The 20,246-nt window shown below is 37.9% G+C and carries 15 protein-coding genes; 13 read left to right on the forward strand and 2 right to left on the reverse strand.

From position 1 onward, the window contains the following. The 12 genes from K6G87_RS18395 to K6G87_RS18450 form a co-directional block, all read left to right on the forward strand. Positions 1-1,388, forward strand: a 1,388-nt coding sequence (locus tag K6G87_RS18395; protein WP_296840558.1) for a glycosyltransferase family 2 protein, incomplete at its 5' end; no start/stop codon positions are given. A gap of 23 nt (positions 1,389-1,411) precedes the next feature. Beyond that, positions 1,412-3,427: a glycosyltransferase family 2 protein gene (locus tag K6G87_RS18400; RefSeq protein ID WP_296840561.1), complete on the forward strand. Its 2,016-nt coding sequence runs from the start codon at positions 1,412-1,414 to the stop codon at positions 3,425-3,427. Between the two features lie 73 nt (positions 3,428-3,500). After that, a complete protein-coding gene (locus K6G87_RS18405; protein ID WP_296840564.1) occupies positions 3,501-5,243 on the forward strand; it encodes a phospho-sugar mutase in 1,743 nt (580 codons plus the stop codon). Positions 5,244-5,519: 276 nt separating this feature from the next. Then, positions 5,520-6,968 (forward strand): glycosyltransferase family 2 protein, encoded by a 1,449-nt coding sequence (locus tag K6G87_RS18410; protein ID WP_296840567.1) that lies wholly within the window; start codon positions 5,520-5,522, stop codon positions 6,966-6,968. Between the two features lie 100 nt (positions 6,969-7,068). Further along, on the forward strand, positions 7,069-8,058 hold the full coding sequence (locus K6G87_RS18415) for a glycosyltransferase family 2 protein (protein WP_296840569.1): 990 nt from the start codon (positions 7,069-7,071) through the stop codon (positions 8,056-8,058). Between the two features lie 77 nt (positions 8,059-8,135). Then, on the forward strand, positions 8,136-9,539 hold the full coding sequence (locus tag K6G87_RS18420) for an undecaprenyl-phosphate glucose phosphotransferase (protein WP_296840571.1): 1,404 nt from the start codon (positions 8,136-8,138) through the stop codon (positions 9,537-9,539). A 158-nt stretch (positions 9,540-9,697) separates the two neighbouring features. After that, entirely contained in the window at positions 9,698-11,089 is a 1,392-nt protein-coding gene (locus tag K6G87_RS18425; protein ID WP_296840573.1) for an LCP family protein, read from the forward strand. Between the two features lie 108 nt (positions 11,090-11,197). Further along, positions 11,198-12,127, forward strand: a complete 930-nt coding sequence (locus K6G87_RS18430) for a glycosyltransferase family 2 protein (RefSeq protein WP_296840577.1) — start codon at positions 11,198-11,200, stop codon at positions 12,125-12,127. A gap of 202 nt (positions 12,128-12,329) precedes the next feature. Further along, on the forward strand, positions 12,330-12,983 hold the full coding sequence (locus K6G87_RS18435; protein ID WP_296840579.1) for a GTP pyrophosphokinase: 654 nt from the start codon (positions 12,330-12,332) through the stop codon (positions 12,981-12,983). A 379-nt stretch (positions 12,984-13,362) separates the two neighbouring features. After that, positions 13,363-14,142 (forward strand): hypothetical protein, encoded by a 780-nt coding sequence (locus tag K6G87_RS18440; RefSeq protein WP_296840582.1) that lies wholly within the window; start codon positions 13,363-13,365, stop codon positions 14,140-14,142. Next, a complete protein-coding gene (locus K6G87_RS18445) occupies positions 14,143-15,732 on the forward strand; it encodes a M23 family metallopeptidase (protein ID WP_296840585.1) in 1,590 nt (529 codons plus the stop codon). Positions 15,733-15,993: 261 nt separating this feature from the next. Further along, complete coding sequence (locus tag K6G87_RS18450) at positions 15,994-17,286, forward strand: UDP-N-acetylglucosamine 1-carboxyvinyltransferase (RefSeq protein WP_296840586.1); 1,293 nt, start codon at positions 15,994-15,996, stop codon at positions 17,284-17,286. Positions 17,287-17,327: 41 nt separating this feature from the next. Here the strand turns inward: K6G87_RS18450 and K6G87_RS18455 are convergent, their stop codons facing one another. Continuing rightward, positions 17,328-18,404 carry an acyltransferase family protein gene (locus K6G87_RS18455; RefSeq protein WP_296840589.1) on the reverse strand — a complete coding sequence of 359 codons (1,077 nt, stop codon included), beginning with the start codon at positions 18,402-18,404 and terminating at the stop codon, positions 17,328-17,330. Continuing rightward, positions 18,401-19,486 (reverse strand): HD-GYP domain-containing protein, encoded by a 1,086-nt coding sequence (locus tag K6G87_RS18460; RefSeq protein WP_296840592.1) that lies wholly within the window; start codon positions 19,484-19,486, stop codon positions 18,401-18,403. Before K6G87_RS18460 ends, K6G87_RS18455 begins: the two co-directional genes overlap by 4 nt. 229 nt (positions 19,487-19,715) lie before the next feature. Here K6G87_RS18460 and K6G87_RS18465 point away from each other — a divergent pair, with 229 nt between their 5' ends. Beyond that, the gene (locus tag K6G87_RS18465; protein ID WP_296840593.1) at positions 19,716-20,096 is read left to right on the forward strand and encodes a hypothetical protein; all 381 of its coding nucleotides are present in this window, start codon (positions 19,716-19,718) and stop codon (positions 20,094-20,096) included. Positions 20,097-20,246: the final 150 nt, after the last annotated feature.

Raw genomic sequence — 20,246 nt, forward strand, 5'->3', positions numbered from 1 at the left:
AAATATCTATTGTTATTCCTTCAAAGGACCATCCGGAAGTCCTGGATCAGTGTCTTACATCCCTTGTAAAGTATAAAAGCGGATCAGAGAATGTAAGTTATGAGATTATCGTAGTTGATAACGGAAGCAGCGAAGATAATAAAAAAGAATACGAAAGCCTTATAAAAAGGATCAGTTCTTTAAAGGACAGTTCCAATAACTTAGTAGATATACGTTATATCTATGAAAAGAAAGACTTTAATTTCTCTTATATGTGCAATCTTGGAGCAAAGAATGCTAAGGGAGATTTAATTCTTTTTCTAAATGATGATATAGAAATTGTAAGTGGAGAGTGGCTTAGGGAACTTGCCTATTATGCTATGCTTCCACACGCTGGCGCAGTAGGCTGTAAGCTGTTATATCCTTCTGATCCAAGCCTTAATCCTGATGGAAGTCTTATACAGCATGCAGGTCTTACAGCAATTCATATAGGACCTATGCACAAGTTGCAGCGTCTGTCTGACCTTAAGAAGTGGTACTTTGGAGCTAACAGGGGAACTCATGATATGTGCGGTGTTACAGCTGCATGTCTTATGGTCTCTAAAGATAAATTTGAAGCTATTGGCGGATTTTATGAAGGCCTTGCAGTAGCTTTTAATGACGTGGATCTTAACTTCAGACTGCTTGAAGAGGGATATTATAATATCTGCTGTAATTATTTTAATCTTGTACATCATGAGTCTCTAAGCAGAGGCGATGACAATGCTGATGCCAAAAAGACAGATCGTCTTATGAAAGAGAACGATACTCTTATGAAGCGTCATATGCATATGTATGCAAGAGATCCTTTCTATCACAGAGCACTGATAAATGATGATGTTGCCCAGGATTATACAATGGCAGATCCGACTATAATGAATCCTGATGAAATAGAGAGTTTTAGCCCTGTTGTCAATAAAAAGGGATATCCGTCTAAATGGACCAATGAATGTGTATGGTTCCGTACGGATTACATCGGACTTCTTAGTAACTGGAACAAGATGTATTATAAGGGCAGGAAAGAAAAGCCTGTCAATAATACAGGATATTTTATAAAAGGATATAGCTTTGTAATAGGCTCTGATAATGCTTTATATAACAGATTTCTTGTTTTAAGACGAGTAAGAAGTTCAGATGATCTGACTCCTATGGACTTGTGCGTGTATTCTTTCAAAGTACATGATATGCTTAGAGAGGATGTTGAGAAGAATCTTAAGGACCAGCAGGGCGTTGAGATCACAGGTTACAGGTTGAGGATAGAAGATGGAATTCTTCCATCCGGAACATATCAGGCCGGAATGCTTTATAAGGACATGACTTCGAGAACCAGAGTCATGAACTGGGGCACCAAGACTATGGTAGTACAATAAAAGTTATAGAAGAGGCACGCTAATTGGAAGATAAACAGTTTGACTATAAAAGTGCATATGAAAATGAGCGTTTAAAGACCGCTGATCTTTCGGAAAGAATAGCTAAGCTTGAAGAAGAAAGAGATGAAGCTCAAAGAAAGCTTGATAAGATCAAAAACAGCAAGCTCTGGGCAATGTCTAAGCCATTCAGAAGTTGCTATCACTATATTAAGCGCCAGAATAATCGTGTAAGAAATCTTGGATCATTAAGAGGAATCATTGCCAAGATTGGTTACAAAAAGCGCGAAAAGAAGGCAATGAGCTATTTTGGTACAGCAAGCTTTCCGAATGAAGAAAAAAGGTTAATGGAGGCTAAGGCTGTTTTCCCCAATATGGTCAAAATAAGTATCCTTACTCCTGTATATAATACTCCGGAGAAGTTTCTAAGGGATATGATAGAGTCTGTAATGAATCAGACTTATCAGAACTGGCAGCTGTGTCTTGCTGATGGGTCGGATGATGCGCATTCTTATGTTGGTGACATCATAAAAGAGTATCAGGACAAGGATGGCAAGGGCCGTATATCTTATCAAAAGCTCAAGGTTAATGACGGTATATCAGGTAATACAAATGAATGCCTTAAGATGGCTGATGGCGAATATATTGGTCTTTTTGATCATGATGATATCCTTCATCCGGAAGCTTTGTATGTATATGTAAAAGCTATAAATGAACAGGGTGCTGACTATATCTACTGCGATGAGACAACTTTCCATGGTAATAGCATAGATCACATGGAAACTATGCATTTTAAGCCTGATTATGCTGTTGATACGCTTAGAGCTAACAATTATATCTGTCATTTTAGTGTATTCAAGAGAACATTACTTGACGGAACTGAGCTTTTCCGTAAGGAATTTGATGGAAGCCAGGATCATGACATGATCCTTCGCCTTACAGATGAAGCAAAGTGCATAGTTCATATTCCAAGGATCCTCTACTACTGGAGATCACATGCAGGATCAGTTGCATCAGGAATTGAAGCTAAGACATATGCCATAGAAGCTGCAAGAGGTGCTGTTGCAGATCATCTTAAAAGACATGGCTACAAGCATTTCAAGATTACAAGTACCAAGGCCTTTGAGACAATTTTTAAAATATCATATGAAATCGAAGGAAGACCCAAAATTTCTATAGTTATCCCTAACTGCGATCATGCTGATGATCTAAGGAGATGTATTACATCCATTAAAGAGAAGTCTACCTGGGATAATTATGAGATCATAGTTGTTGAGAACAACTCAAAGTCAAAGGAAATAAGGGATTATTACAAAGAGCTGGCCAAAGAGCCATGGGCTTCATTTGTCAAAGTCGTAGACTTTGGAAGCCAGGATAAGTTTAATTATTCTGATGTAATGAACTTTGGTATTTCTAAAGCAGATGGCGATTATCTTGTCCTTCTTAATAACGATATCCAGATAATTACTGTAAACTGGATGGAAGAGCTTCTTATGTATGCTCAAAGAAAAGATGTCGGAGCAGTAGGTGCCAAATTGTACTTCCCTGACAGAAAGATTCAGCATGCAGGTGTAATACTCGGACTTGGAGCTCACAGAACAGCCGGACATTCACATTATGGAATGGAGGGCACTAATCTTGGATATATGGGACGCCTTTGCTATGCTCAGGATATGAGTGCTGTTACAGGCGCATGCCTTATGATCTCAAGAGCTAAGTACGATGAAGTAAAAGGACTCGATCCATCTTTTGCCATATCGCTTAATGATGTGGATCTGTGTCTTAAATTAAGACAAAAGGGTTATCTTAACGTATTTACACCTTTTGCGGAAGCTTATCATTATGAGTCTGCATCAAGAGGTCTTGATGATTCCGGAGAAAAGGCAGAACGTTACAATAGAGAATCAGAGATGTTCAGAACCAAATGGAAGGATATATTATCCAAAGGTGATCCATATTACAACAAGAATTTTTCACTGGACAGAAGTGATTTTTCTGTAAATGTTGATGGTCAGGGAGATACTGTTTTAGGAGATCATTGATATTTTGTGGTAATGGTATGTATAATGAGAAGTGCTTGAATATACATATAAGAGGATAAGAGGAGGATGAATTATGAGCGAAGCACAGAAACAGTTCGAGTACTGGTTGAATGATTCTTATTTTGATGATACAACCAAGCAGGAACTTCTTGCTATTCGTAACAACGAAGAAGAGGTAGAAGATCGTTTCTACAAAGAACTTGAGTTTGGTACAGGCGGACTTCGAGGGGTAATCGGAGCCGGAACCAATCGTATGAACATCTATACTGTTAGAAAGGCTACTCAGGGTCTTGCTAACTATATTCTTAAGACAGCAGGAGATGAAGGTAAGAAAAAGGGAGTTGCTATTTCTTACGACTGCCGTCGTTTCTCACCCGAATTTGCAGATGAGACAGCTAGATGTCTTGCTGCTAACGGAATTAAAGCATATGTATTTGACGAGCTTCGTCCTACACCAGAGCTTTCATTCGCTCTTAGAAAGCTTGGATGTATTGCAGGTGTTATGGTAACAGCCAGCCACAATCCGCCGGAATATAACGGCTATAAGGCTTACTGGGAAGATGGTGCACAGGTAACTCCTCCTCATGACACAGGTATCATGGATGCAGTTAAGGCTATCACAGACTATCATGAAGTTAAGACTATGCCTGCTGATGAGGCTAAGGCAGCCGGACTTTATGAAGTAATCGGTAAGGAAATGGATGATGCTTACATGGTAGAACTTAAAAAGCAGATCCTTCATCCTGAAGCAATCAAGGCTATGGCTGATAAGCTTACAATCGTTTACACACCATTCCATGGTACAGGTAATAAACCTGTTCAGAGAATTCTTAAAGAGCTTGGATTCAACAAGGTATATGTTGTACCGGAGCAGGAGCTTCCTGATCCTGAATTTACAACACTTGATTATCCTAATCCTGAAGATCCTAAGGCATTTAAGCTTGCTCTTGAGCTTGCAAAAGAAAAAGATGCTGACATCGTTCTTGCTACAGATCCTGATGCAGACAGACTTGGAATCTATGCTAAGGATACAAAGACCGGAGAGTACATGCAGTTCACAGGAAATATGTCCGGCATGCTTATAGGAGAATATATCCTTCGTGAGCGTACAAAGCTTGGACTTATGCCTGAGCGTCCTGCTTTTGTAACTACTATTGTTACAACCAATATGGCTAAGAGAATTGCTGATAAGTATGGTCTTCACTATATTGAAGTATTAACAGGCTTTAAGTATATTGGTGAGCAGATCAAGTTGTTCGAGCAGAATAATGATGAATACAATTATGTATTCGGTCTTGAGGAATCTTATGGATGTCTTGCAGGAACACATGCTCGTGATAAGGATGCTATTGTTGCAGTTATGATGCTGTGCGAACTTGCTGCATTCTATAAGAATGAAGGCAAGACAGCATGGGATGCTATGGTAGATATTTATAATGAATACGGCTACTACAAAGAAGGTCAGTACTCAATCACTATGAAAGGTATTGAGGGCGCTAAAGAGATAGCAGCTCTTATGGACAAGCTTAGAAGTAATCCTCCTAAGAAGTTCGGTGATTGGACTGTTGAAGAGTTCCGTGACTACAAGACAGGAGAAACTCTTGATCTTGCAACAGGTACAAAGGGTAAGACAGGTCTTCCTGAATCTAACGTTTTGTACTTTGCACTTGATAATGATTCATGGTGCTGCGCACGTCCTTCAGGAACAGAGCCTAAGATCAAGTTCTATATGGGCGTTAAGGGAACAAGCCTTGAAAATGCTGCAGAGCTTGAAGATAAGCTTACAGCTGCCGTTAAGGAACTTATCGGTCAGTAATATAGTCATTTAGTCTTTAGTGCAAAGACTTATATGAAGATTAAAATGATATGTACCCTCTTTTTTCGGGAATCCGGAGAAAGAGGGTATTTTTATATCGTTAAGGGCCGCAACTTCTTTAAGCTTGGCTTTATGGGTAAGACTTGTATATTGACTTACCCAAAATCTATAGCATAAGATAACCGGGAGTTATCTTATGCTATAGCCAATAATAAGTCCTTGTGTGGTATACTGAGATGTAGAAGTTTTACTAATATATAATAAAAAAGAGGTTGTATGTTAGAATCTATCAAAAAAACAATTGCATATGCCAAAAGAAACGGTCTTGGTCCGGCATATTATGCTGTAAGAGAAAGACTTGAAGATCAGAAGAAAGAATATGAGTATATACCTGTATCTGAAGATGAGCTCAAAAGACAGACAGAAGAAATGAATGAAACTTCAAAGTCTGTAAAGGCTCCGCTATTTAGTATACTGGTCCCCTGCTATAATACTGATGCTAAATTTTTCATTGAAATGATAGAGTCTGTAAAGCGCCAGACCTATCCTAAATGGGAGCTTTTAATAGCTGATGCATCAGAAGATGACAGGTTAAGAAACATAGTAAATGAGCGCTTTAGTGATGATACAAGGATAAGATATATTTATCTTGAAAGTAACGGCGGAATATCAGAAAATACTAATGCTGCGATAAGAGAAGCTTGCGGGGACTACTGCTGTCTTCTTGATCATGATGATGTTATAACTCCGGATGCTTTATACTATTTTGCCAAAGAGATAATCGTAAGTATGGATAATACTGGGATTGAGAAGCCTTCAAAGTGTTCAATCGGTCTTATATATTCTGATGAAGACAAATGTGATACAGATATGACAAGGTTTTATGAACCAAATTTTAAACCTGATTATAACCTTGATTACCTATTATCAAATAATTACATATGCCATTTTACTGCGATTAGGACCAATATTTTAAAAGCAAATCTTTTAAGAAAAGAATATGATGGTGCCCAGGATTATGACCTGATACTTAGGACCTGTATTTCTTTTTCCTTTAGAAATGAAGAAAAAAATATAAAGCACATAAACAGGATCCTCTATCACTGGAGATGTCACGAAGATTCTACTGCAGCTAATCCTGCCAGCAAAAAATATGCCTATGAAGCAGGTAGATGTGCTGTTGAAAACATTATGCAGGCAAGCGGATTTAATGTACGCGTAGATGAGCTTATGCATGTTGGCTTTTACAGGATGGAATATCCTGACGGAATATTCCGGACACGTAAAGATATTGGCATTGTAGGTGGCAAGGTAACAGACAAAAAGGGCACTTTGGTAGGCGGAATATATAAAGAAGATGGAACAGCTCTTTATTATGGCCTGTTAAAAGGTTATAGCGGTGGTTTTCAGCATGTGGCCGCATGTCAGCAGGATGCCTTTGCAGTCGATCTAAGGTGCATGCGCATAAGGAAGAAGCTTCGTCCCCTTCTTAAGGAAGTTACAGGACTAAGTTACCATAGCAATAAGGAAATACTGGGTCAGAAGAATATTGATGCTGATCCTGAGGATGAAACAGTCATCAAGGTACATGGAAAGCATATAGTAATTCCTGATACCTGGGATGAGGATAAGATCATAAAAGAAAGTATAAGATTTTGTAAAGCAGTAAGACATCTTGGATACCGCATTGTATGGGACCCGCAGATGACGGTACAAAGAAACTGAACAAAGAAATATAACATATAAATGAAACAAAGAAACTGAGCAAAGAAACTGAGCAAAGAAACTGAACAAAAGCTACATTTATATGTAATATGGAGCTTGTATGGCTAAAACTACGGTTGTAATCCCAAATTATAATGGGATGAAATATATTAAGGCATGCATGGATTCTCTTCTTGAGCAGACCATGCCTTCAGACATAATAATAATTGATAATGCTTCTACAGACGGAAGTGTTGAATATCTCCAAAAAAATTATGAAGGAAAGCTTACCTGTAAAGATGGATCGAAGATAGACTGCAAAGTTGTATATCTTGATTCTAATACAGGCTTTTCAAATGCAGTAAACAAGGGAATAGAGCTTGCCAAAACAGAGTATATTTTCCTTTTGAACAACGATACAGTATGCCGGAAGGATTGCATAGAAAAACTGGAAAAAACAATGAATCATAAGAAAAAGGCTTTTTCTGTGCAGGCACTTATGGTATCTTTAAATAACCCGTATGTAGTAGATGATAGCGGAGACTATTACTGCGCACTTGGATGGGCTTTTACTGATGGTAAAGACAAGCCTTCTTCCAGATTTAAAGACAGGAAAGCAATCACCACATCCTGTGCAGGTGCTGCTCTGTACAGAAGAGAAGTGTTTGCCCAAATAGGCGGATTTGATGTAGAACATTTCTGCTATCTTGAAGATGTTGACGTTGGTATCAGAGCCAGAGTTTATGGCTATGTCAACATGCTTGAACCCTTGGCTGTAGTACTTCATGCAGGAAGCGCAACGTCAGGATCAAGGTATAACGAATTTAAGCAAAGACTTACGGCAGGTAATAATATATATCTTATATACAAGAATTTTCCTGCCTTGCAGATAATAATCAATCTTCCACTTATGATACCGGGGATAATCATAAAAGCGGTATTTTTTGCCAAAAAGGGCCTTGGGAAGGCCTATTTAGAGGGTCTATTGCAGGGATTTAAAAAGATCATCAAAAATCATGATAAGAAAGTCAGATTTGATCTGGGTAATCTGAAATATTATTTTGCCCTGCAGATAGAAATGTGGATTAATACCATAAAGAGATTTGCGTGATCCTAAGTCTTGAATTAATAGGGAAATGCTATTCATATTTTCCTATATGGTATAATCTAGATTAGGGACGGAGTATTATGATAAAGAACAATCAAAAGCAGTTAAACAGGATCCAGGTCCTTGTTGATGCGCTGACAGTTGGAATTGCATATGTGCTGTCATACTATATTAGATTTTATTCCATATTTTTTGATAGTTATGATCTTGAAGTAGCGCTTCCAAGGGAAGTGTATTTTAGTGTACTTGTTTTTCTTGTACCTGCATATGTTATTCTTTATAACATAACCAATCTGTACAGGCCGCGAAGAGCCGGTAAGATCGGAAGTGAGATCCGTAATATCATTGAAGCCAATATTCTTGGCGTTCTTGGATTCATAGTTGTTCTTTATATGGTCCATCAGAATCACTTCTCACGAAAACTCATTGCAGTATTTTTTGTAGTTAATGTAATTATAATGTCCCTGTCCCGTTATGCGGTTCGTAAGATACTCCGCTTTATGAGGAAAAAGGGATATAACTTAAAACATGTACTTTTAGTCGGATATTCAAGATCAGCAGAAGCATATATAAGCAGAATAGAAGAGAACCCTCAGTGGGGATATGTTATAAATGGAATACTTGATAACAGAATACCTATAGGAACTTCTTATCACGGTGTTAAGGTTATAGGAACGATCGATCAGCTTAATGAACTTATAAGTGCTAATTCCTATGATGAAATAGCTATAACGCTTTCGCTTGATTATTATGATTTCCTGGAAAAACTGGTTTCCTGCTGCGAGAAATCCGGTGTACATACCAAGTTTATACCTGACTATACATCTCTTTTTCCAAGCAATCCCTATACAGAGGATATCGATGGACTTCCTGTTATCAATATAAGATATGTGCCTCTTACAGATACAGGTAACAGGATGGTAAAGAGGATAATAGATATAATAGGATCACTTGTTGCGATAATATTATTCTCGCCTATAATGCTCTTTGCGGTAATTGGTATAAAGCTTACATCAAAAGGACCTATCATATTCAAGCAGGAAAGAGTGGGTCTTGGCGGTAAAAACTTTATGATGTATAAATTCAGGACCATGGAAGTTCAGACCAAGAATGAAGAAGCCAAGGGCTGGACTACCAAAAATGATCCTAGAGTCACCAAAATTGGAAGGTATCTAAGAAGTCATAATTTTGATGAGACTCCTCAGTTTTTCAATGTTCTCTTTGGCTCGATGTCACTTGTTGGTCCAAGACCTGAGCGTCCCCAGTTCGTAGAAAAGTTCAGGGAAGAGATTCCAAGATATATGGTCAAGCACCAGGTTCGTCCCGGAATAACAGGATGGGCACAGGTTAATGGCTATAGAGGCGATACTTCAATTCGTAAGCGAATTGATTATGATATTTATTATATAGAAAACTGGTCTGTTGGCTTTGATATTAAAATACTGTTTGGAACATTTTTTCATGGCAAAAAGAATGCTTATTAACATGAATACATGAGCCTTTAAGCGATATTTAAGCTGTCTGACTTGTATAAAAAACCGTTTTGTGGCAAAATAGACAAGTGGTCAAAGGGAGAAATGTTTTTTATTGGAGACCGCAAATTGACCATATTCTTTCTATTTTTGCGGCAAAGGAGAAGGACATGTCTAATTACGATAACCATGACGGAAGAGGAAACTATAACAGATCTACAGGAACACCTGTAAATAATGGTCAGGGAAGGCCTCAGTATAATGGAAATAGAAGACCTGTTCAGGGAACAAGACAGCCAAGCAGAAATCCCCAGGCTAGAACTCCTCAGCAGGGAGCAAGACCTTCAAACGGATATTCACAGCCTAGACAGGGTCAGGGAAATGGATATTCACAACCAAGACAGGGTAATGGATATTCTCAAAACAGAGCACAACAGGGAAGATATCCCCAGCAGGGAGCAAGACCTCAGGGCACTTATCCAAGAAACGGAAGACCTGCTGCTGGAAACGAAAGAAAGAAAAATAATAAAAAGACAATCGCAATTATTATTGCCGAGGTACTCGTAATTGCAATTCTTGCTGTTACTGCTTATTTTGTATTTATCAAAGCAGGTCTTACAAGTGTAACAGAAGTTAAAGTTGATGAAGAAGAGCTTGATGAGAATATTGCTGACGTAGTTAAAGACAATGAGACTATGAAAGGTTATTGGAACATAGCACTCTTTGGTGTTGACTCAACTAAAGGAATCCTGTCATCAGGAACACGTTCAGACTCTATAATCATTGCTTCTATCAATCAGGATACAGGTGAGATCAAGCTTTGCTCCGTATATCGTGATACCTATCTTAATCTTACTGAAGACAAGGGTTATAGCAAGTGTAATGCAGCATATGCATACGGCGGACCTCAGCAGGCTATCAATATGCTCAATACCAACCTTGACCTTGATATCACAGACTTTGTAACTATAGGGTTTGGTGGTCTTACAGATATCATCAACGAGCTTGGCGGAATTGAGATTGAAGTTGATGATGCAGAGATACTGCATATCAACAACTATCAGCAGACAATGGCCAAGGAACTTGGAATAAGCTATACGGAAGTTACTTCCACAGGAATGCAGACACTTGATGGCCTTCAGGCTACAGCATACTGTCGTATAAGATATACAGCAGGTAATGACTTTGCTCGTGCAGCCCGTCAGAGAGAAGTAATCCAGGCTATCATGGACAAGGCACATGATGCTGATACAGATACACTTACTAATATTGCTAATAAGGTATTTGATGAGATGGCTACATCTCTTGAACTTTCAAAGATAATAGAGCTTCTTGGACAGATAAGCACATATTCAATTGTTGGAGAAGACGGATTCCCTCAGGAATCCATGCGTGCAACAGGTAAAGTTGGTGAAGCCAGCGTTGTAGCACCTATAACACTTGAATCTAACGTTGTATGGTTACACGAATTCCTTTTCGGAGAGGAAAACTATTCCTGCTCTGATACTGTTAAGGAATACAGCAGCTATATAGCAGAAAAGACAGCCGGATTGTCTAACTAAGTACAGCTTATAATAATAAAATATTAAAGCCGTAAGGCTTTGCATTATCGAGCCGGGGATCACTCCGGCTCGTTGCATGTAATATATGAGCATGAACGGAGAACGAATATGTATGATATTGATGTAATAATACCTACATACAAACCAAATAAAGAGTTGTTTACACTTCTGGACAGACTAAATGAGCAGACAATAAAGCCTGGTAAGATCATACTTATGAATACCGAAAAGCAGGAACTTGGTAAGCTCATAAGTGATGAGGAGCTTATTGCGAGATATCCTAATGTGACAATATTTCATATTGCCAAAAAGGAATTCGATCATGGCCGTACAAGAAATGAGGGAGTTCTCTTTTCAGATGCTGAATTCTTTATATGCATGACACAGGATGCCATACCAGCAGACAGGAAGCTTATTGAGGAGCTGTACAAGGCATTTGATGGTGATGAGAAGCTTGCAGTATCCTATGCAAGACAGATACCAAGACCTGAGTGCAGTCCTGAAGAATTATATGCAAGAAAGTTTAACTATTCGGTATCATCTATAAGAAAAACTCAGGCAGATGTAGAAAAGCTTGGCATTAAAACTTATTTTTGCTCAAATGTATGTGCGATGTATAGAAGAAGTATATATAACAAGCTTGGTGGTTTTATTAAAAAAGCTATCTTCAATGAAGATATGATATATGCAGGTACTGCATTAAAGGCAGGATATGCTACAAGATATATGCCTCATGCCGGAGTAGTTCATTCTCACAATTATACATGCATGCAGCAGTTTCACAGGAATTTTGATATTGGAGTATCACAGAAAGATCATCCGGAGATTTTTGAAGGATTATCCAATGAGTCCGAAGGCGCTAAAATGGTCAAAGGCACAATAAGATATCTTCAGGATACGCATAAAGCCTATAGGATTCCGCACTATATAATGCTTGTAGGCAGCAGATATATAGGTTTCAGACTTGGTAAAATTTATAACAGGCTTCCCAAGGGACTTGTAAAGGCATGCAGTCTCAATAAAGATTACTGGAACTGATATAGGTAATATTTGCCAAATGTACCCATTTGAATGTAAGATATAGGTGGGATTACAGTTTGGGATATATTTTATAATAAGAAGTAAAATTTGATCACAGGGTGAAAGATCAGAATTACTTATAGCAGTTATGCTCTTTATAAAGCATGTCCTTCTTAATAAACGGGAAGCAAATAATTATAATATAATTGAGGGAAAAATCTTGGAACTTAAAATCGGGAACGAGCAGGATATTCATACCTGGGAGCAGGTCACACTCGTCTATCATTCAGCACTTAAACAGATCAATACTAAGATAGAGATTATAAATGATGAATTTCAACAGGTTCATCGTTATAATCCTATTGAGCATATCAAAGCAAGGATCAAGACATCTGAAAGCATAGTTAAAAAGCTTAAGCGTCATGGCTATGAATCAACCATTGAAAATATGGTTAAGTATGTTAATGATATTGCAGGTATCAGAGTAATATGCTCATTTACAAATGATATCTATACAATTGCGGATATTATCAGTAACCAAAGCGATATCAGGATCATAGCCGTTAAGGATTATATTATGAATCCCAAAGCAAGCGGTTACAGATCATATCATATGGTAGTTACTGTACCTGTATACCTTTCAGACCGTATTATTGATACTAAGGTTGAGATACAGATCAGAACAGTAGCAATGGATTTCTGGGCTTCGCTTGAGCATAAGATACAGTATAAGTTTGAAGGTAATGCTCCAACACACATAAATACTGAACTCCTTGAATGTGCGCATATGGTATCTGAGCTTGATGCCCGCATGTTGTCACTTAATAATGAAATCCTGGAGATTGCCAGCAAGCTTGAAAATCAGAAGTCTTGAAAGCGAAAGACTTGAAAATCAGAAGTTTGGAAAGCGAAAGACTTGAAAATCAGAAGTTTTGAAAGTGAAAGACTTGAAAATCAGAAGTTTTAGAATATGATCATCAAATGAATGTAAAAGCCCAATTAATGAGGAGTGCCCGAGCACCTTTCGGCACCCGGGCTATTATGAAAAAATATCTATCTGTTTGTCTGTATCAATTAACTACATATATAATATAGACAGGTTTTATGTACAAAATATGAACAAGCAGTAAAGTCACGGTTAACATGCACAAAAAAATATAGCATCTCAATAAGATGTTGTGCAATATTAACAAAATCCTATGCACAGTTTTTATACAGTATGTTAAGATATCTTCGGGTGTGGAGGTGCAGCATTGAAAAAAGACAGCAGAACATGGGGAGAAAGGATTGTGGACAATATAATGGATAAGCTTGCAGATAAGATTAGTGCTAATGAAATGATCAAAGCAAATGCAGCCGCAGAAGCTGCTGAAACAGAAAGGCTTCGTACTCAGGTGGCTCAGTATCAGCAGGAGATCGAGGAGATACGAAAAGGCGCTGATGAGCTCAAATCCCTTATAACAGATTTATCAAAGAACCTTGATGATAAATCAAAGGATGCGGATAATGAAGAAAATAAAAAGCTTCTTGAGCTTTTAAATAATAATATAAATGATAGTAACAAGACCCTTGTTGATACCATAAGCACCGGCCTTGAAGATAATAGTAAGACTCTTCTTGATACTCTTAGCCTTGGCATAGATGATAAGAATAAGGCCTTATTTGAACTTATAGCTAAAAGACTTGATGAGGAACATAAATATACTCATGATATAGGTGTTCAGGTATACAGAAATGTTCAGGCATCATCTAAGGATGAGAACAAAAAGCTTTCTGATGATATAATCAAACGAATCCTGGATGAGAATGATCATCTTGCTATAAATGTAGCAGATGAGACATCAGGCCAGCTTCAGAGAGTGCTTGAGGGCTTTTCAGAAAAACAGAAAGAGCTTGATCGTAAGATAGAAGCTCTTCAGCTTGCAACAGAAAAAAATCATGCATGTACTACAGTATCTGTTATTACACTGGTTGCTGTACTTGCAGGAATAGCTATTAATATTTTGAATATTTTGGGGATTTTGAGTTTTTAAATGAAACATCTTACAAGACATTACAGAAAAATAGGATATTGGTTTATAAGAGCATCAATTTTATTTGCTTTTATATGGTTGTTTTTTATACCCGGTTTTATCAGAGCGGATTTTTCGGAAGACAATATATTTTATATAACTCTTAATGGAGAAAATGTAGGAATTGTTTCTTCTGAAGAAGAGGCCTATGAGTATTTAAGACAAGCCAGAAGATTATTGCAGCTTGATAACAGTGAACTGGTTCTTGCCAAAGCGGATATGGAAGTTACAGGCGATCATATCATATGGCAGAAAATGGATAGTTCGGATGATATCATCAATAAGATGAAAGCAGTTCTCCAAAAGAATGAAAAGGGAACACTTCAAAGGTGCTACACTATCAAGATCAACGATTTCTATGTTAACGTGGCAACCAAAGAAGAAGTTCTTGAGATTCTTAATGCTGCTCTTGATAAGTACGATTATGATGATGAATTTGAAGCTACGCTTGTGCTCGATCCAGACAGAGAGGTTAATGTCCTTACAACAGAAGTACTCTCATCAGTTGAGAACTATTTTGAAGTATCAGGATCCATAAGCGAGTTCAAATCATACGGAATAGCAGAATATCTTGATGAAGTATTCATGGAAGATAATGAACTTACTTCAGATGACATGGATTTTGAAGATTACGATCTTGGTGTTAAAACACTTGATTTTGGAGATAAGGTAGAAGTTGTAGAAGCTTACCTTCCTGAAAGCGAGCTTACGGATCTTTCGGTTGCTATAGAAGAAGTGACCAAAGATCAGGAGACCAATCAGATATACGAAGTTCAGAGCGGCGATACGCTTGGAACGATTGCAGCAGAGTACAATCTTACAGTAGATGATCTTGTAGCAATGAATCCTACGATTGAAGATGAAAATTCAATCATAAGAATTGAGGATGAAATTATAGTAACAGTTCCAGAACCTGAGCTTACAGTAGTAAGAACAGAGCTTGAATATCTCGAAGAGGATTATCAGGCCGAGGTCCAGTATGTTGATAATGATTCCTGGTATACAACCAAGTCTGTGGTCCTTCAGGAGCCCTCAGACGGACGTCATAATGTTATCGTTATGAATTATTATGAAAACGATAATGAGGTGTCTCACGAGACGATAAAGGAAGAGGTTGTATATGAAGCAGTAGCCAAGATTGTAGAAAGAGGAACTATTGTACCTCCTACATATATTAAGCCTATTTCCGGAGGAAGATTAAGTTCCGGATTTGGATACAGATCAAGACCTACAGCAGGTGCCAGCTCGTATCATAAGGGCGTTGACTGGGCAACTCCTGTTGGAACAGCTGTCATGGCATCTTCAGGCGGTGTTGTATCAAGAGCCGGATGGGGATCCGGATACGGATATGTAATTTACATAGATCATCCGGACGGAAGACAGACAAGATATGGTCATCTGTCCAAGATACTCGTATCTGTAGGTGATCAGGTATCACAGGGCCAGAAGATAGCGCTTAGTGGTAATACCGGTGTAAGTACCGGAGCTCATCTCCACTTTGAAATACTGATCAACGGTGTTCAGGTCAATCCGCTTAATTACCTGTATTGACCATTTTGTAAGCCCTTGAAGGCTGATAATTACTGAATGGTTAACGGTTGCTATTTTGGTTGCAAAAAATGCTATTCGTTGTTATAATACTAACTTGTGCAAGTAATAATTCGAATGCATACAACTATGTAGGTGCAGCAAAGGCGCTGTATATGCATACAAAGAGTAGTTTTTAGATTATTATCTGTAAGGAATTGGTGAGATTTAAAGCTCGTCAATATCAAACCATTAGTCTCCACTGGTTGAGACATGAGGTTAACTATGGAAAAATATGTCATTAAAGGCGGTAATCCGCTGGCAGGTGAAGTTGAAATAGGCGGTGCAAAGAATGCAGCACTTGCTATTCTGGCTGCTGCGATCATGACTGATGAAACAGTATATATTGATAATATGCCTGATGAAAGGGATACTAATATCCTCTTGCAGGCTATGGAAAGTATTGGAGTACTTGTTGACCGCGTAGACAGACACAGCGTAAAGATCAATGCATCTCAGGTACGCAATCATACTATAGAGAACGAGTTTATCAAGAAGATGAGAGCATCCTATTATCTTATAGGAGCCCTTCTTGGCAAATATAAGCATGCACAGGTAGTTCTTCCAGGTGGATGCGATATAGGTCTTCGTCCTATAGATCAGCACATTAAAGGATTTAATGCGCTTGGTGCAACTGTTAATATAGAGCATGCTATTATTAACGCAGAAGCAGAGCAGCTTGTAGGAAGCCATATCTATCTTGATATGGTATCAGTAGGAGCTACTATTAATATCATGCTTGCTGCATCAATGGCTAATGGTCAGACTATTATTGAAAATGCTGCCAAAGAGCCGCATGTAGTTGACGTTGCCAACTTCCTTAACAGTATGGGTGCTAACATTAAAGGTGCCGGTACTGATGTAATAAGAATAAGAGGTGTTCAGAAGCTTCATGGAAGCGAATATACAATTATTCCTGATCAGATAGAAGCTGGAACATTCATGGTTGCAGCAGCCGCTACAAGAGGCGATGTCATTATCAAGAATGTTATACCTAAGCACCTTGAGTCTATATCTGCAAAACTCATTGAGATGGGATGTGTAATACATGAATCTGATGATGCAGTAAGAGTAGAGGCAAGAAGACGTCCTATAGCAACACATGTTAAGACTCTTCCATATCCGGGTTTCCCTACAGATATGCAGCCACAGATAACTGTAGCACTTGGACTTGCAAGTGGTATAAGCATTGTTACAGAGAGCATTTTTGAGAACCGTTTTAAATATGTTGATCAGCTTATGAGAATGGGCGCCAACATCAAGGTTGAAGGCAGTGCAGCCATTGTTAACGGAGTAGAGAGATATTCAGGAGCAGATATATCAGCACCTGATCTTCGTGCAGGCGCAGCCCTTGTAATCGCTGGACTTACAGCTGATGGATTTACAACAATCGACAATATTCATTTCATCGAAAGAGGATATGAAGATTTTGATATCAAGTTAAGAGAACTTGGTGCTCAGATCGAGAAAGTCGATACAGATGAGGAATTAAGAAAAGCAGAACTTAAGATGGCATGATCTTAATTCAGAACATATTATAAGAGCCTTAAGGGATTCCCTTAAGGCTCTTTTTTGGACTTTATGCCAAGAGTGATAGGAAGAAGTTTTTTCTGAATATTTCCTGCTATAAGGCATATAACTATAGTGATTATAGAAGGAATGACAGAAACAAGAAGTGCTATAGGTGAATCAGGATCTGCCAGCACATTGGTAAACTTACCTATGACAGCCTGCATTACTATAACAGGATACTTGTTCCATAAGAGTATAGGAAGGGTATTCATTCCTGTATAGGTTATTGCATGTATACGGCTTCCTATAAGATTACCGGCATACAAAAAGGCAAGTGTAAAGCACATAGCGCTTATAAAGTACAGAATGAAGTTTGTGCCATATTCATCGGTTCTTGCACTTGTTTCGCCATTGAAGGAGGCTATAGAAGTCGCAAGCACGATAAATACCAGTAAGAGAGTAATTTTTTTGCCTTTAGTATTATCGGAGCAGCTATCAATAGATTTTGCTATAGGAGCAAGCGTTATTCCGGCTTCTGTGAATATCACATTGCAAAGTGCAGTTTCAATATGCCATGGAAGAGCGACATTTAAAGACCTTTGGGTCAGATAAAAACCTGTTATATTGCATAAAAGACACAGAATAATGCGAAGTATAAGCTTATGAAACTGATTGGTCTTGACAATTGATACAATAGACTCAATAAGATATACAAGCAGCATGACTATGAAAAGGCATGGAAGAAACCATAGTGAATTATTCCATTTCATATGGCTGTGCTTGCCATTTCCATATAGCATGTAAAGAAGGTTTGGAAGTATCCTTGTTGTTGAAATATCTTCTGAAAGAGTGTTTGATGCGAATTGTCCCAAAAAAGCAAATATAAAGATGCTTATGATTCCGGCAAACAGATAAGGTACCACTATAGTTCGGATTTTTTTGTAAAGGAAAGAAAAAAATGATGCACTCTGGTGGTAGGTAAATCCTGCAAGAACAAAAAATACCGGCACAGAAGCCGGGACGAAATACGCAAAATAGCGGCCGTCCCGGATCATATGCGCCAGAACGACCATTAAAATAGCAAAAGCTTTAGCATTATCAAGAGTAGAATTTCGAGTTGTCATATTATTTCTTCTATGTATATATCAGGTGTCTGTGTAAGATCTACATACTTTTCGCCAATACGAATTGTAGGCCTGGACAGATGATTTCTGTTGATAAATACAATATCTCCTTCGAGGCCGTTGTTAAGACGTACGCGGTTAAGCAGATAGGTGTTAACAACGTTACCTAAAAATGTCATGATAGCATTTGTATCATATTTTTGAAGTCCTTCACTTTCAAAAAGAGAGATAGCAACGAAAGGACACAAAGGACCTCTGTAAACACGGGCACTTGTCATTGCATCATATACATCTGCAATAGCAACAATCTTGGCAAAAGGATCTATCTGCGAAGCTTCAAGATGAAGAGGATAGCCTGAACCATCACATCTTTCATGATGCATAAGAGCAGCGTTCTTAATATGCGGATTAAGGTCTGTGTCTTTTAAGATCTTATAGCCTTCCTGAGGATGAGTCTGTACAATAGTGTACTCATAATCAGTCAGCTTGGCAGGCTTTGTAATAATCTGTTCAGGTATGACAAGCTTTCCTATATCATGAAGAAGACCTGCTGTAGTTAAGATATTAATATCTTCTTCAGACATTTTGAGCCACTGACCTGTTACATTACTGATAAGAGCTACATTGATGCAGTGAGTATAGGTAGCATCATCATACTGACGCAGAGAATGCATCATATCAAAAACACTTGAAGGCCCATTGGTTGAATTTATAAGTTCAAGCACAGGAGCCGTCAAAGCAGTAGTATCAATAGTCTGATTATTATGGACTATATTATTTATATTTTTCTCAAAATCTGAGGCAGCTTCTTCAAAATCATGTTTGAACTGTTTGAATTCTGTTGTCTGCTGGAGTCTTTGAGAATAGGAGAGCGTCTGAAGCTCATCAATTGAAGGCTTGGATATTTCTTCTATTTCGTCTTCAACCAAAACATTGACGGTAGAATAGAATTCAAGCTTAGCAATTGACTTATCATCAAGAACGGCGCCCTTTGGAAGAATAAGTTGGTCGTTATTGTACGTATAAACATTTTCTGCAAGGACCATACCAGGCAGAAGATTAGAGGTCATAGTACGCTTCATAAAAAAGTGTATCCTCCTAGAGTTGAATAAGTACACAAAACCACAATTTAATTATAGTTTCACGAATCTCAAAAGTCAAAACTGTTAATAGTACACAAAAAAATCATAGCTGCGTTGAGTAAAAGGGATAAAAACTTAAAAATCATTACCAGGATGTTGATAACAACAACTTTACTAAGCTATACTAATTACGTACGTTTTATGGGATATAGGAGAAGACTAAAGATATATGAAAGATTATAAAGAAAATCGAAGTCCTGCTGATATACTTGATCAGCTTAGAAAAGAACATTTTGCTTTTTCTCAGGTTAATCCTGATATATTTCCTGATTTTCAGGCACATGACAGGTCAACTCAGTTTTTGAAAGCTAAATGGGATAAATCCGGTAAGGCAGAACGTGTAATTATACTACAGTCTTTATTAGAGAATGAGAAGGCTAAGCAAAAAAGACTTGAGGAGCTTATAGATGAAGCCAAAAGATGTCTTGATGATGATGAGAAGAAGGTTATAGATGCTAATAAGAAGCACCTTAAAACTTTAAAATACGGGCGAATACCTGCAATATTCATAAGAGATGATAAAGATAATAAGAAAGCTGCAGACAGATAGCAATAGACTATCATCTGCAGCTTTTTTAGTGAGTCAAACTTCGCACATATAAACAAGTTACTTTCCTTACAATTTGATATCTTTGGCAGTTAATAAAGACTTTCCTCGCCTTAACAATCTTATAATTCAAGGCTTAATATCTGGAATTTT

The sequence above is a fragment of the Butyrivibrio sp. genome (assembly GCF_024699075.1).

What these genes read in the sequence shown, in the direction of transcription:
- K6G87_RS18415 (WP_296840569.1), top strand. Translation starts at nt 7,069, where the DNA reads ATGGCTAAAACTACGGTTGTAATCCCAAATTATAATGGGATGAAATAT.
- K6G87_RS18420 (WP_296840571.1), top strand. Translation starts at nt 8,136, where the DNA reads ATGATAAAGAACAATCAAAAGCAGTTAAACAGGATCCAGGTCCTTGTT.
- K6G87_RS18450 (WP_296840586.1), top strand. Translation starts at nt 15,994, where the DNA reads ATGGAAAAATATGTCATTAAAGGCGGTAATCCGCTGGCAGGTGAAGTT.
- K6G87_RS18455 (WP_296840589.1), bottom strand. Translation starts at nt 18,404, where the DNA reads ATGACAACTCGAAATTCTACTCTTGATAATGCTAAAGCTTTTGCTATT.
- K6G87_RS18425 (WP_296840573.1), top strand. Translation starts at nt 9,698, where the DNA reads ATGTCTAATTACGATAACCATGACGGAAGAGGAAACTATAACAGATCT.
- K6G87_RS18465 (WP_296840593.1), top strand. Translation starts at nt 19,716, where the DNA reads ATGAAAGATTATAAAGAAAATCGAAGTCCTGCTGATATACTTGATCAG.
- K6G87_RS18460 (WP_296840592.1), bottom strand. Translation starts at nt 19,486, where the DNA reads ATGAAGCGTACTATGACCTCTAATCTTCTGCCTGGTATGGTCCTTGCA.
- K6G87_RS18445 (WP_296840585.1), top strand. Translation starts at nt 14,143, where the DNA reads ATGAAACATCTTACAAGACATTACAGAAAAATAGGATATTGGTTTATA.
- K6G87_RS18410 (WP_296840567.1), top strand. Translation starts at nt 5,520, where the DNA reads ATGTTAGAATCTATCAAAAAAACAATTGCATATGCCAAAAGAAACGGT.
- K6G87_RS18430 (WP_296840577.1), top strand. Translation starts at nt 11,198, where the DNA reads ATGTATGATATTGATGTAATAATACCTACATACAAACCAAATAAAGAG.
- K6G87_RS18405 (WP_296840564.1), top strand. Translation starts at nt 3,501, where the DNA reads ATGAGCGAAGCACAGAAACAGTTCGAGTACTGGTTGAATGATTCTTAT.